Origin of the sequence: Stenotrophomonas maltophilia (assembly GCF_002799245.1) — a bacterium.
Lineage (GTDB): Bacteria > Pseudomonadota > Gammaproteobacteria > Xanthomonadales > Xanthomonadaceae > Stenotrophomonas > Stenotrophomonas maltophilia_S.
In genome coordinates, this window is sequence record NZ_NEQV01000001.1 from 177,564 (window position 1) to 190,804 (window position 13,241).

9 protein-coding genes and 3 tRNA genes are annotated in these 13,241 nt (G+C 66.9%); 6 read left to right on the top strand and 6 right to left on the bottom strand.

What is annotated here, in order from left to right; genetic code table 11:
- Positions 1 to 31: 31 nt before the first annotated feature.
- A complete protein-coding gene (gene rnr, locus B9Y64_RS00935) occupies positions 32 to 2,485 on the bottom strand; it encodes a ribonuclease R (protein ID WP_100439125.1) in 2,454 nt (817 codons plus the stop codon).
- A 128-nt stretch (positions 2,486 to 2,613) separates the two neighbouring features.
- Between rnr and B9Y64_RS00940 the strand changes: the two genes are divergently transcribed.
- Both B9Y64_RS00940 and B9Y64_RS00945 read left to right on the top strand, forming a co-directional pair.
- Positions 2,614 to 2,698, top strand: a tRNA-Leu gene (locus B9Y64_RS00940).
- A 206-nt stretch (positions 2,699 to 2,904) separates the two neighbouring features.
- Positions 2,905 to 2,991 (top strand) — tRNA-Leu (locus tag B9Y64_RS00945).
- A 113-nt stretch (positions 2,992 to 3,104) separates the two neighbouring features.
- On the opposite strand, the gene B9Y64_RS00950 is transcribed toward B9Y64_RS00945, so the two are convergent.
- A complete protein-coding gene (locus tag B9Y64_RS00950; protein WP_100439126.1) occupies positions 3,105 to 3,851 on the bottom strand; it encodes a sulfite exporter TauE/SafE family protein in 747 nt (248 codons plus the stop codon).
- Between the two features lie 99 nt (positions 3,852 to 3,950).
- Here B9Y64_RS00950 and B9Y64_RS00955 point away from each other — a divergent pair, with 99 nt between their 5' ends.
- Both B9Y64_RS00955 and B9Y64_RS00960 read left to right on the top strand, forming a co-directional pair.
- Positions 3,951 to 4,850: a LysR family transcriptional regulator gene (locus B9Y64_RS00955; protein ID WP_100439127.1), complete on the top strand. Its 900-nt coding sequence runs from the start codon at positions 3,951 to 3,953 to the stop codon at positions 4,848 to 4,850.
- A 50-nt stretch (positions 4,851 to 4,900) separates the two neighbouring features.
- Positions 4,901 to 4,987 (top strand) — tRNA-Leu (locus B9Y64_RS00960).
- Positions 4,988 to 5,148: 161 nt separating this feature from the next.
- Here the strand turns inward: B9Y64_RS00960 and emrB are convergent.
- The 4 genes from emrB to emrR are packed head-to-tail and all read right to left on the bottom strand — an operon-like array spanning position 5,149 to position 9,857.
- Complete coding sequence (gene emrB, locus B9Y64_RS00965; protein WP_100439128.1) at positions 5,149 to 6,726, bottom strand: multidrug efflux MFS transporter permease subunit EmrB; 1,578 nt, start codon at positions 6,724 to 6,726, stop codon at positions 5,149 to 5,151.
- A gap of 7 nt (positions 6,727 to 6,733) precedes the next feature.
- Entirely contained in the window at positions 6,734 to 7,912 is a 1,179-nt protein-coding gene (emrA, locus tag B9Y64_RS00970) for a multidrug efflux MFS transporter periplasmic adaptor subunit EmrA (protein WP_100439129.1), read from the bottom strand.
- An 11-nt stretch (positions 7,913 to 7,923) separates the two neighbouring features.
- Entirely contained in the window at positions 7,924 to 9,417 is a 1,494-nt protein-coding gene (gene emrC / locus B9Y64_RS00975) for a multidrug efflux transporter outer membrane subunit EmrC (protein WP_100439130.1), read from the bottom strand.
- Entirely contained in the window at positions 9,414 to 9,857 is a 444-nt protein-coding gene (gene emrR / locus B9Y64_RS00980) for a multidrug efflux system transcriptional regulator EmrR (RefSeq protein WP_014036527.1), read from the bottom strand. The genes emrC and emrR overlap by 4 nt, the downstream gene beginning before the upstream one ends.
- Before the next feature lie 172 nt (positions 9,858 to 10,029).
- Between emrR and B9Y64_RS00985 the strand changes: the two genes are divergently transcribed.
- The gene (locus B9Y64_RS00985) at positions 10,030 to 10,911 is read left to right on the top strand and encodes a helix-turn-helix domain-containing protein (protein WP_202909032.1); all 882 of its coding nucleotides are present in this window, start codon (positions 10,030 to 10,032) and stop codon (positions 10,909 to 10,911) included.
- Between the two features lie 60 nt (positions 10,912 to 10,971).
- A complete protein-coding gene (gene parC / locus B9Y64_RS00990; RefSeq protein ID WP_100439132.1) occupies positions 10,972 to 13,215 on the top strand; it encodes a DNA topoisomerase IV subunit A in 2,244 nt (747 codons plus the stop codon).
- Positions 13,216 to 13,241 lie beyond the last annotated feature (26 nt).

A 13,241-nucleotide genomic window follows, 5' to 3' on the forward strand; every position in this document is an offset into this window, starting at 1 on the left:
GGTGGGTGCCGACCGTTGGTCGGCACACCTTTCAATACTGCTTCTTGGTCCGCTTGGCCGGCTTGCCACGCTCGGGCAGCGGCGGCAGGCCCTCGGCCTCGTCCTCTCCCTTGTGCTCGACCAGGCGGAAGTCGATCTTGCGTTCTTCCATGCTGGCCTTCAGCACCAGGATGCGCACGCGGTCGCCCAGCCGGTAGCTGCTGCCGCGGCGCTCGCCGGTCAGCGTCTTGCGGGTGGCGTCGAACTTGTAATAGTCCTGCGGCAGCTGGGTCACGTGGACCAGGCCCTGCACCTTCGACTCGTCCAGTTCCACGAACAGGCCGAAGCTGGTCACGCCACTGATCACGCCGTCGAACTGGCCACCCACGTGCTTTTCCATCCACGCTGCGCGGTAACGCTCGTCGACCTCACGTTCGGCCTCGTCGGCACGACGCTCGCGCTCGGAACACTGCAGCGCCAGTGCCGCCATTTCGCGTGCGTTGTAGGTGAACTTGTCCAGCGGCTTGCCGGACAACGCGTGCTTGATCGCGCGGTGCACCAGCAGGTCGGGGTAACGGCGGATCGGCGAGGTGAAGTGCGCGTACGCCTCCAGCGCCAGGCCGAAGTGGCCGTGGTTTTCCGGGCTGTAGATGGCCAGGCTCTGGCTGCGCAGCAGCACCGATTCCAGCAGCGTGGCATCGGGCCGGTCGCGGATCTTCTTCAGCAGCTTGGTGTAATCCCCCGGGCGCACCTTCGCCCACGGCGGCAGGCTCAGCTTGAATTCCTTGAGGAATTCCAGCAGGTCGGCGTACTTGGTTTCCGGCGGCTTCTCGTGGATGCGGTACGGCGCCGGTACGTGGTGCGACAGCAGGTACCTGGCCGCCTCGACGTTGGCCGCGATCATGCATTCCTCGATCAGCTTGTGCGCGTCGTTGCGCACCAGCATGCCGGCCTGGGTGACTTCACCGCGGTTGTCCAGCACGAAGCGTACTTCGCTGCTTTCGAACTCGATGGCACCGCGCTTGGCGCGTGCCTTGGACAGCACCTTGTACAGCTGGTGCAGGCGCTGCACCTGCGGCAGCAGGTCTCCCATCCATGCCTGGGTCTCGGCATCGTCCTCGCCCACCGCCTTCCACACCTGGGTGTAGGTCAGGCGCGCGTGCGAGTTCATCACCGCCTCGTAGAAGCGCGAATGCGTGACCAGGCCGTCGCGGTCGATCTGCATGTCGCAGACGAAGCACATGCGGTCGACCTTCGGCATCAGCGAACAGATGCCGTTGGACAGCGTCTCGGGCAGCATCGGCACCACGAAGCCCGGGAAATACACCGAGGTGGCACGCTTCTGTGCCTCCTCGTCCAGCGGCGTGCCGGGGCGGACGTAGTTGGACACGTCGGCAATCGCCACCACCAGGCGGAAGCCATCGGCATTCGGCTCGCAGTACACCGCGTCGTCGAAGTCCTTGGCATCTTCACCGTCGATGGTGACCAGCGGCGTGCTGCGCAGGTCGACACGGCCGCCGATCATCGCCGGTTCGACCACCAGCGGCACCGACGCGGCTTCGTCCAGCACCTCCTGCGGGAACTCGAACGGCAGCTCGTGGCCGTGGATGGCGGTCTCCACCACCAGCGAGGCGGTCAGCTTGTCGCCGAGCACGGCGATGATGCGACCGATCGGCGGACGGCGGCTGTCCGGCGCCTGGGTCAGTTCACAGACCACCAGCTGGCCGTCGCGCGCGCCACCGGTCTGGTCCGGCGGCACCTGCACGTTGCGCTGCACGCGCTTGTCGTCGGGCACCACGTAGTTGATGCCCATCTCGATGCTGAAGCGGCCGATCAGGCGGGTCATGCCGCGTTCGAGCACGCGGGCGATGCTGCCTTCGCGGCGGCCACGATGGTCGATGCCGGTCACGCGGGCGAGCACCTTGTCGCCGTGCATCACCTTGCGCATCTCATAGGGCGGCAGGAACAGGTCGTCGCCGCCCTCGACCGGGCGCAGGAAGCCGAACCCTTCCGGGTTGGCGATCACCACGCCGGTGACCAGGTTCAACGTCTGGATCGGGGCGAAGCCACCGCGGCGGTTCTGCACCAGCTGGCCGTCACGGACCATCGCACCGAGCCGGCGCGACAGCGCCTCTGCGCGGTCCGGTGCGGTCAAGCCCAGGCGTGCGCCCAGCTCCTCGGCCGTCTGTGGCCCTTCGCAACGCTCCAGCAGGGCCAGGATGGCCTCACGGCTGGCGATGGGCTGTTCGTACTTCTCGGCTTCGCGGGCGGCATAGGGATCTTCGATCACCTTGCCGGTCGGCGGCAGCCTGCGGCCCGGGGCCGGGGCATCCGTACTACGGACCTTGCGGCCACGCGGCGCTGCGCCACCTTCATTCAATTCGGGGAACCAGCCCGGCAACGGCTTGCCCGGCTTGGTGGTGCGGGCTGTGCCCGTCTTGGCGCCCTTGTTGGGGGCCTGGCTGCGGGACTTGCTCCCGCCCTTGCTTGGTTTTTTGGTAGTCATCGCCCTACATGGTAGCCGCTGACAGCGTGCAGAGCGGGTCAGCGGCCGCCTCGAAGGCATTGCGTGAAAAATCTTCAGGAAGTCGTTGACAGCCTGCGGATTCATCTTCACAATTGCGCCTCTGGAACGCCCAGGTGGCGGAATTGGTAGACGCACTAGTTTCAGGTACTAGCGGGTAAAACCGTGGAGGTTCGAGTCCTCTCCTGGGCACCAACGAAAAAACTCCTCGCTTCGGCGGGGATTTTTTTTGCCTGTCATCCGGCATCGGGGTCGGATCCCTTTCCACAGGAAAGGGCTCTGACCCCAACGCGAGCCCCACGCGGTCAGAGCCCGTTTCGCAGGCGAAACAGGATCCAACCCCGGATCTGCAAAAAGTGTTGACACCCCCATAACAACACCCCATAATCTCGCTCCTCGACGCCCAGGTGGCGGAATTGGTAGACGCACTAGCTTCAGGTGCTAGCGGGGGCAACTTCGTGGAGGTTCGAGTCCTCTCCTGGGCACCATGTCGAGAAAGAGAACAACCCGCGCAAGCGGGTTTTTTCTTGCCCGCGATTTGCGTGGCGTCCGGTCGAGCGTGGCCCGATGCTGCACGCGCTCGGCGCTATGCATTCCAGGCTCAGAACAACGGCCGCAGCACCAGCTCCAGCCCGAGCAGCAGCAGGAACCCAAGGAAACAGGCGCGGAACACCTGCGCACTGATCCGCTGCCGGATCACCTGCCCCAACCACATGCCCAGCAGCGCCGGCACCACCGCCAGTGCACTCAGGCCCAGTTGCTGGATGCCGAACGCACCGTGCAGCACCAGGCCCGTGGTCAGTGCAATCGTCGACACGGTGAACGCCAGCCCGAGCGCCTGCACCAGTTCCTCGCGCTGCAGCCCCAGTGACTGCAGGTACGGCACGGCCGGCATCACGAACACGCCGGTGGCGCCGGTCACCACGCCGGACAACGCACCCACCAGCGGCCCCAGCCAGCGCTCACGCTGCTGCGGCACGCGGAACACCGGCGCGAGCAACGCATACGCGGCATAGACCACCAATGCCACGCCCAGCGCAACACGCGACCAGGTGCGATCGACCCGCACCAGCAGCGCTGCCGAACCCAGCGTCACCACCACCACGGCCAGCATCATCGGCCACAGCCGCCGCACGATGTGACCCAGTGCCGGCCCGGACAACAGCTGCCACGCGTTGGTGACAACGGTCGGAATGAACAGCATCGACGCCGCCGCCACCGGCGACAGCGTGCTCCCCAGCAGCCCCATCGCCACCGTCGGCAACCCCATGCCAGTCACCCCCTTGACCACGCCGGCCAGTACGAACACCAGCACCAGCAGCACATAGAAATGCGTCGATTCATTCATGCCTTCATTGGATCGGTCCGCCGCCCGGCGCACAATGCGGTCTTCCCGGCCCCGCCTTCGGCTGAGCCGAAGGCTCGGGCGTTGCGATGAGGGCATCACATGCGGATGGATATTGCCGATCTGCGCCTGTTCCTGGCGATCGCCGAGGCCGGCAGCATCACTGCCGGCGCAGCGCAGGCAAACCTGGCCCTGGGTTCGGCCAGCGAACGCCTGCGCACGATCGAAGCCGATGCCGGCACTCCGCTGTTGAACCGGCATCCACGGGGCGTCAGCTTGACCGAAGCCGGCGCTGCCCTCGCCCACCATGCACGCCTGATCCTGCAGCAGCAGGCGCAGCTGCGCGGCGAACTGCAGGCGTTCGCGCATGGCGCGCGCGGCACCCTACATCTGTATGCCAACACCGCAGCGCTGACCAACTACCTGCCGTCACGGCTCGCACCGTGGCTGGCCGAACGCCCGCGCCTGCATGTCGAGCTGCTCGAGCGCACCAGCCCCGAAGTCGTACGCGCAATCAGCGCTGGCCAGGCCGAGGCCGGCATCATCAGTGATGCGGTCGATGCTGCCGGCCTGCAGCAGCATGTGGTGGCCGAAGATCCGCTGGTGATGCTGCTGCCGGCCAACCACCGCTTCGCATCGAGGCGCAGCGTGGCCTTCGCCGATGTTGCCGGCGAGACCTTCGTCGCCCTCGCCGATGGCAATGCACTGCAGACCTATATCGAAGACCAGGCTCGCGACATCGGGCGCCGCCTGGATGTGCGCATCCGCATGAAGACCTTCGAAGGCGTGTGCATCATGGTCGGCCACGGCATCGGTGTCGGCATCGTGCCGCGGACCATCGCGCGCCAGCACCGGCGCAGCACGCACACGATCGGCATACCGCTCTGCGATGGGTGGGCACAACGCCGCCTGTGCGCGTGTTTCGCCGAGTGGACGCAGCTGTCACCAGCGATGCGCAGCCTGCTGCATCACCTGGGCGTGCAGCCGCAGAAAAAAGTGTGAAATGTTGTTGACACATCCTCTGTCGTTCCCCATAATTCATCTCCTGAGTCGCCCAGGTGGCGGAATTGGTAGACGCACTAGCTTCAGGTGCTAGCGGGGGCAACTTCGTGGAGGTTCGAGTCCTCTCCTGGGCACCACGACTCAGCAAATGATCAAACCCGCGCAAGCGGGTTTTTTCATGCCCGGAATCCGGAACGCGATCGTTGTCGCGACGATTCATCCACGCATGGCGTGGATCTACTGCAAACAGAAACCCCGCCTTGCGGCGGGGTTTCTGCGTTTCAACAACAGCGATCGATCAATGTCCACCGGCCGAGGCGGCACCCGCGCCCGCACCGAACGGCGGCTTGGCCAGCCACAGGAAGGTGATGATCGCCAGGAAGATCCAGCCCAGCAGGAAGAAGATGTCGTTGAAGCCCATCTGCGATGCCTGGTGGTTGATCATGTTGTTCAGTACCGCTGCACCGTGCTGCAGGTCGCCCTGCCCCATCGCGGTGACCTGGTCCTGCATGCCCGGCTGATAGGCCGAGATGTGCTCGGTCAGGTCAGCATGGTGCACCTGGGTACGCCGCGCCCACAGCCACGTCGTCAGCGAGGCCGCGAAGCTGCCGCCCAGCGTACGCAGGAAGGTGGCCAGGCCGGAGCCCGCCGCGATCTCGCGCCCGTCCAGGTCCGACAGCAGGATCTGCAGCACCGGCATGAAGAACAGCGCAACACCGATGCCCATGATCAGCTGTACGCCGGCCACGTGCATGTAGTCCACCTGCAGGTTGAAGTTCGATCGCAGGAAGCTGGTCATCGACAACACGATGAAGGCCACCGTGGCCAGCATGCGCATGTCGAAGCGCGACGCATACTTGCCCACGAACGGCGTCATGATCACCGGCAGGATGCCGATCGGCGCGGTCGCCAGGCCTGCCCAGATCGCGGTGTAGCCCATGTCACGCTGCAGCCACTGCGGGATCAGCAGCGCCACGCTGAAGAACGCCGCGTAGGCCACCACCATCGCCAGCGTGCCGGCGCGGAAGTTGCGATGCCGGAACAGCCTCAGGTCGACGATCGGATCCTTGTCGGTCAGCTCCCAGATCAGGAACACCGTCAGCGTCACCACCGCCACGCAGGCCAGCACCACGATCTTCATCGACGAGAACCAGTCCTCGTCGTTGCCCAGGTCGAGCACCAGCTGCAGGGCGCCGACACCGATCACCAGGGTGACCAGGCCGACGTAGTCCATCTTCGGCTTCTCGATCTGCTCCGGGCGCCCCTTCAGCTGGTTGCCCACCACCAGCGCGGCGAAGATGCCCAATGGCACGTTGATCAGGAAGATCCATTCCCAACTGTAGTTGTCGGTGATCCAGCCACCGAGGATCGGGCCGCAGATCGGCGCCACCACCGTGATCATCGCCAGCAGCGCCAGCGCCTGCCCGCGTTTCTCGCGGGGATAGATCGAGACCAGCAGCGACTGCGTGATCGGGTACATCGGGCCGGCGACGAAGCCCTGCAGCGCACGCGACAGCACCAGCATGCCCATGCTCTGCGCCAGGCCGCACAGCAGCGAGGTGATGACGAAGGCCAACGTCGCCCAGACGAACAGCTTGCGTTCGCCGAAGCGGCGGCTGAGCCAGCCGGTCAGCGGCAGCGCGATGGCCGTGCTGACCGCGAACGATGTGATGACCCAGGTCGCCTGCTGCGAACTGGCGCCGAGATTACCGGCGATGGTCGGCAGCGAGACGTTGGCGATGGTGGTGTCGAGCACCTGCATGAACGACGCCATCGCCAGGCCCACGGTGCACAGGGCGACGCTGGGTGGCAGGAACCCGGAGGCCGCACCCGGCGCCGCCGGTGCGCCGGGCGCGGCTGGAGCTTGTGCGGACATGGCGACCTCAGCCCACCTTCGCCTGCTGCGGCAGGTTGCCCTGGATGATCGTGTGGATCACCTCATCGGCATCATGCAGCTGCTTGGCATACACGTCGGTGTCGAACACCGTGCCCTTGGCCGGGGTGCTCGGCAGCACTTCACCCTTCTGGTCGCGCAGGCTCACTTCGGCCTTCATCGACAGGCCGATGCGCAGCGGATGTTCGGCCAGCTGCTTGGCATCGATGGCGATGCGCACCGGCACGCGCTGCACGATCTTGATCCAGTTGCCGCTGGCGTTCTGCGCCGGCAGCAGCGAGAACGCCGAGCCGGTGCCCAGGCCCAGGCTCTGGATGCGGCCCTTGTACTTCACGTCACCGGCGTACAGGTCCGACTTCAGCTCCACTTCCTGGCCCAGGCGCATGTGGCGCAGCTGGGTTTCCTTGAAGTTGGCCTCGACCCACATCTGCTCGGTCGGTACCACGGCCATCAGCGCATTGCCCGGCTGCACGCGCTGGCCCACCTGCACCGAACGACGGGCAACGTAGCCGGTGACCGGCGCGACGATGCCGGCACGGGCGTTGTTGAGGAAGGCCTGGCGCAGCTGTGCGGCGGCCGCCTGCACGTCCGGCTGGGTGGCGATCACGGTGTCGTCGACCAGCGCGCGGTTGCGCTCGACGGTCTCGCGCGAACCGGCCACGGCCGCTTCGGCAGCCGCCAGCTCGTCACGGGCGTGGGCGAGTTCTTCGTTGGAGATGGCGCCGGTGGCAGCCAGGCCCTTGCGGCGGGCGAAGTCATCGCGCACGCGCTTCAGGGTCACCTGGCGGGCATTCAAGTCCGCCTGCGCGCCTTCCACGCTGCGGTACAGGCCACGGGTCTGGCGCACGGTCTTGGCCAGGTTGGCTTCGGCCTGCTGCAGCGCCACCGAAGTGTCGGACGGGTCCAGCTGCACCAGCAGCTGGCCGCGCTCCACGCGCATGCCGTCATCGGCGTTGATGGCGACCACGGTACCGGCCACCAGCGGGGTGATCTGCACCTGGTTGCCCTGCACGTAGGCATCGTCGGTTTCTTCGAACCAACGGCCGAACATGAAGTACCACAGCGCCAGTGCGGCAAGCAGCAGCACGACGATCACGAACAGGCCGCGCAGCAGGTTGCCGCGGCGGTTGGAGGCGGCCGGGGCCGCGGTGTCTTGGGTCTGGCTCATGGCGGGCGTCTTCAGGAATGCGAGGAATCGGAATGGGAGGCGATCGGTGCGCGGTCGGCTTCAGCGGGCTGGAAACCACCGCCCAGCGCCTTGCTCAGGCGCACCGAGGTCTGCACCTGCTGTGACTGCAGGCCGGCCAGCAGCTGCTGCGACTGCAGCAGGGTGGACTGCGCGGTCAGCACGTCCAGGTAGCTGCCGATGCCGGCGCGGTAGCGCTGCTGGGCCAGGTCGAAGGCCGAACGTGCGGTGTCCACCGCCTGCTGCTGCGAGTGCGCCTGCTGCGCCAGCGAGCGCACCGCGTTGACCTGGTCGGCGACGTCGCGCAGTGCGTCGAGCACGGTCTGGTTGTAGTTGGCCACCGCCAGGTCGTACTGCGCATCGGTATTGGCCAGGTTGGCGCGCAGCTTGCCGCCTTCGAAGATCGGCAGGCTCAGCGCCGGGCCGATGTAGGCGAAGGTGGAGCTGCTCTTCAGCAGGTCACCCACGTTCGGGGCGACCACGCCGGCCAGCGCGGTCAGGTTGAAGCTCGGGTAGAACTTGGTCTTCGCAACCTTGATCTGCTTGTCGGCCGCTTCAACGCGCCAGCGTGCGGCAACGATGTCGGGGCGACGGCCAAGCAGCTCGCTGGGCAGCACGCCTGGCAGCTGCAGCGCCACCGGGTTCAGCGGCTGCGGGCGCTGGATCGACAGGCCGCGGTCCGGGCCCTTGCCGACCAGCGCGGCCAGTGCGGTGCGGGCCGCGTCGATACGCTGCTGTGCGGCCTGCACCTGCTGCTGCGCGGCCGGTACGCGGGCCTCGGCCTGGCGCACCTGCAGGTCGCTGTCGATGCCGGCGCTGCGGCGCTGGCGGGTCAGTTCCAGCGACTTCTGCGAGCGGGCCAGTTCTTCCTCGGCCACATCGTTCAGCTGCCACGCATAGGCGAGGTCGGCATAGGCCTGGGTGATGCCGGTGGACAGGTTCAGGCGTGCGGCCTGCGCTTCGACGGTGGCGGCATGCGCGCCGTCCACGGCGGCTTCCCAGGCGGCACGCTTGCCACCCCACAGGTCCACGCCGTAGCTGAAGTCGAAAGCGACCTGGCTGCTGCCGCCATAGCGGCCGCCCATCTCGCTGCCGACCATCGACTCGGGCAGGCGCAGGCCGGTGTAGCCACCGGACACCGACAGGCTGGGCAGCTCATCGGCGCGTGCGGTGCCGACCTGGGCCTGGGCCTGGCGCAGGCGCGCGTCGGCGGCGTCCAGGCTCGGGTGGCCAGCCAGGCCCTCGGCGACCAGCGCGTCCAGCTGCGCATCGCCCAGCGCCTTCCACCAGTCCTGCGCCGGGAAGCCGGTGGCGCTCAGGTCGGTGTCGGCCAGGGTGCGTTCGCTGTGCAGGCTGTCCACTTCAAGCACGTGGCCCTGCGGGTTGAGGCCGCGACTGCTGGCGCAGGCGGCCAGGGCCAGGGCCAGCGCTGACACCAGCAGCGCGCGCCCGGACCGGCGGAGAGTGGAATGCGGGATCGGGTTCATGGGGTCGTCAGTGAATCGCGGATTCGGGTAAGGAGGGACAGCAGCAGCGTGCGCTCATCGGCGGAAAGATCGCGCAGGGCGTAATCCATCACCGCGTCGCCGCGCAGCTTCAACCGCGCCCACAACGCGCGGCCTTCATCGGTCAGTACGATCTGCAGGGCCCGCCGGTCCTGCGCATGCGGCTCGCGGCGGACGCAGCCCAGCGCCTCCAGCTTGTCCAGCAGCCGGGTCACCGCACTGGGTACCTGGTCGATGGCCTGGGCCAGTTCGTTGGCGGTGCACGGCGCCATGCTGGAAAGCACCTTCAACCCGATGTAGTGGGTGAAGCCGATACCCAGATCTTCTTCAGCCATGGATGCGTCAAGTTGGCGGACCAGGCCGTCGCGCACCTGGCGCAGCAGCAGGCCAAAGCTGGGGGGAGTGGTTGCAGGACAGATCATGGGGGAGCATTCTCTTCCAAAAAAAATATTTCTCAATGGAAATATTCGATCTGGCATCGAATGCTGTGTTGCAGCAGTGGGCTGGATCGGTGAAGGCGCCTACCTTAATGATCTGGTCAGGTGGCCCGGTAGTACAATCCAGCCAATGGATGACACATTTCAGCCAGCGAACATGATGAACAAGGCAGAAATTCAGGTTCCCAAGCGCCTGCTCAGGGATGACGCACTGGACTGGTTCGAGCGCAATGACGGCCCGCCGGTCATCGCCTTCCGCTTCGACAGCCAGCAGGGACTGGCCCGTGAGGTCGACTGGCACCACCATCAGCGTGCCCAGCTGATCTGCGTCGAACGCGGCCTGCTGACCACCCGCACCTCGCATGGCACCTGGTCGCTGGCACCGGGTTCGGCCGGCTGGATGCCGCCGCTGGAACCGCATACGGTCACCCTCGACGGCCCGCTGCGTGGCTGGGGCATGGCGTTGGCCGCACCGGCCTGCGCCACCCTGCCCGCCGACCCCTGCGTGCTGGGCCTGTCCAAGCTGGCGCAGGCACTGGCCGACCGCATCTGCGAATGGCCGCTGGGCTATGACACCACGCCCGAGCGCCAGCACATCATCGACGTGCTGCTGGACGAGATCGGCACCGCGCCGCGCCAGCGCATGCATCTGCCGATGCCACACGACCGGCGCCTGCTGAAGATCGCCTCGCAGCTGCTGGCCGACCCCTCCGACGAACGCAGCCTGGCCGAATGGGCCCATTGGGCCGGCCTGTCGCCGCGCAGCCTGACCCGTCACTTCCGCGATGAGACCACGCTCAGCTTCGCCCAGTGGCGGCAGCAGGCCCGCCTGTCCGAGGCCCTGCGCCAGCTCACCGACGGCCGCAGCGTGGCCGACATCGCCCACGCGCTGGGCTTCAGCAGCGCCAGCGCGTTCGTTACCGTGTTCCGCCGCCACTTCGGGCTGCCGCCGGGGCGCTACCTGGCGCGGGCCGGGCATGGCCTGGAAACCGGGCTGGACCCTGCACGTGGCTTGGCATCCCCCGCCGCATCCGGATAATCACAGGATTGCGAGCGGCGACCGCCGTCGCCGCCTCCCGACAACAGGTAACAACGCCGCATGACCGAACTTGCCCGCCCCGTGTTCCACGGATTCGAACAACTGCCGCTGCGCGAGTACGCCGAACGCGCCTACCTCGACTACTCGATGTATGTGGTCCTGGACCGCGCCCTGCCGTTCATCGGTGACGGCCTGAAGCCGGTGCAGCGCCGCATCATCTACTCGATGAGCGAGCTGGGCCTGAATGCCGCGTCCAAGCCGAAGAAGTCCGCGCGCACCGTCGGTGACGTGATCGGCAAGTACCACCCGCACGGCGACAGCGCGTGCTACGAAGCGCTGGTGCTGATGGCGCAGCCGTTCTCGTACCGCTACCCGCTGATCGAGGGCCAGGGCAACTTCGGCTCCAGCGACGACCCTAAGTCGTTCGCGGCGATGCGTTACACCGAATCCAAGCTGACCCCGATCGCCGAAGTGCTGCTGGGCGAACTGGGCCAGGGCACCACCGACTGGGCACCGAACTTCGACGGCACCCTGCAGGAGCCGACCTGGATGCCGGCACGGCTGCCGCACCTGCTGCTCAACGGCACCACCGGCATCGCCGTGGGCATGGCCACCGACGTGCCGCCGCACAATCTCAACGAGATCGTCAACGCACTGCTGCACCTGCTGGACAACCCCGATGCCAGCGTGCGCGACCTGTGCGAGCACGTGCAGGGCCCGGACTACCCGTCCAGCGCCGAGATCATCACCGCGGCCAACGACCTGCGGAACATCTACGAGACCGGCAACGGCAGCGTGCGCGCGCGTGCGACCTTCACCAAGGAAGCGCACAACATCGTGGTCACCGCGCTGCCGTTCCAGGTGTCGCCGTCGAAGGTGATCGAGCAGATCGCCGCGCAGATGCGCGCCAAGAAGCTGCCGTGGCTGGAGGACATCCGCGATGAATCCGACCACGCCAACCCGGTGCGCGTGGTGCTGGTGCCGCGCTCCAACCGCGTCGACGCCGACCAGCTGATGGGCCACCTGTTCGCAACCACGGACATGGAACGCAGCTACCGCGTCAACCTCAACGTGATCGGGCTGGACGGCCGCCCGCAGGTGAAGAACCTGAAGATGCTGCTCAGCGAATGGCTGACCTTCCGCAGCAACACCGTCACCCGCCGCCTGCAGCACCGCCTGCAGAAGGTCGAGCGCCGCCTGCACCTGTTGGAAGGCCTGCTGGTTGCCTTCCTCAACCTGGACGAGGTGATCCACATCATCCGTACCGAGGACGAACCGAAGGCAGCGCTGATCGCGCGCTTCGGCCTGTCCGACGACCAGGCCGAGTACATCCTGGAAACCAAGCTGAAGCAGCTGGCCCGCCTGGAAGAGATGAAGATCCGTGGCGAGCAGGACGAGCTGGCCAAGGAGCGCGAGAAGATCCTCGGCATCCTCGACAGCAAGGCCAAGCTGAAGAAGCTGATCCGCGACGAACTGACCGCCGATGCCAAAAAGTTCGGCGACGCGCGCCGTTCGCCGCTGGTGCAGCGCCAGGCCGCACAGGCCATCGACGAGACCGAGCTGGTGCCGAGCGAGCCGATGACCGTGGTGCTGTCGGAGAAGGGCTGGATCCGTGCCGCCAAGGGCCACGATGTCGATGCGTCCGCCCTGTCCTACCGCGACGGCGATGCGCTGCAGGGCGCAGTGCGCGCGCGCAGCACCCAGCAGGTTGCGTTCCTCGACAGCGAGGGCCGCGCCTACTCGACGCCGGTGCACACCCTGCCCTCCGCGCGCGGCAACGGTGAACCGCTGACCGGCCGCTTCTCGCCGGCACCGGGCACCAGCTTCGTGACCCTGGCCAGCGCCGAGCCGGAGACCCGCTTCGTGCTGGCCTCCACCCACGGCTACGGCTTCGTCACCCGCTTCGAGAACCTGATCGGCCGCAACAAGGCCGGCAAGGCGATGCTGAACCTGTCGGCCGGCTCGTCGGTGCTGACCCCCTCGGTGGTCGCCAACGTCGCCACCGATCGCATCGTGGCGGTGACCAGCTCCGGCAACCTGCTGGCGATCGCCGCCAACGACCTGCCGGAACTGGACAAGGGCAAGGGCAACAAGATCATCGAGATCCCGAAGGCCAAGCTCGCTACCGAACGCGTGGTCGCCATCGTGGCGATCAGCCCGGGGCAGACCCTGCAGGTCCGCGCCGGCCAGCGCACCATGGGCCTGAAGTTCAACGAGCTCGACGCCTACCTCGGCGCCCGCGCCACCCGCGGCCACCTGCTGCCACGCGGCTGGCAGAAGGTGGAAGGGTTGTCGGTGGAATGACGCGCTGCTCCTGGTAGGTGTCAACC

What these genes read in the sequence shown, in the direction of transcription:
- B9Y64_RS00955 (WP_100439127.1), top strand. Translation starts at nt 3,951, where the DNA reads ATGCGGATGGATATTGCCGATCTGCGCCTGTTCCTGGCGATCGCCGAG.
- emrC (WP_100439130.1), bottom strand. Translation starts at nt 9,417, where the DNA reads ATGAACCCGATCCCGCATTCCACTCTCCGCCGGTCCGGGCGCGCGCTG.
- B9Y64_RS00985 (WP_202909032.1), top strand. Translation starts at nt 10,030, where the DNA reads ATGATGAACAAGGCAGAAATTCAGGTTCCCAAGCGCCTGCTCAGGGAT.
- parC (WP_100439132.1), top strand. Translation starts at nt 10,972, where the DNA reads ATGACCGAACTTGCCCGCCCCGTGTTCCACGGATTCGAACAACTGCCG.
- rnr (WP_100439125.1), bottom strand. Translation starts at nt 2,485, where the DNA reads ATGACTACCAAAAAACCAAGCAAGGGCGGGAGCAAGTCCCGCAGCCAG.
- emrB (WP_100439128.1), bottom strand. Translation starts at nt 6,726, where the DNA reads ATGTCCGCACAAGCTCCAGCCGCGCCCGGCGCACCGGCGGCGCCGGGT.
- emrA (WP_100439129.1), bottom strand. Translation starts at nt 7,912, where the DNA reads ATGAGCCAGACCCAAGACACCGCGGCCCCGGCCGCCTCCAACCGCCGC.
- emrR (WP_014036527.1), bottom strand. Translation starts at nt 9,857, where the DNA reads ATGATCTGTCCTGCAACCACTCCCCCCAGCTTTGGCCTGCTGCTGCGC.
- B9Y64_RS00950 (WP_100439126.1), bottom strand. Translation starts at nt 3,851, where the DNA reads ATGAATGAATCGACGCATTTCTATGTGCTGCTGGTGCTGGTGTTCGTA.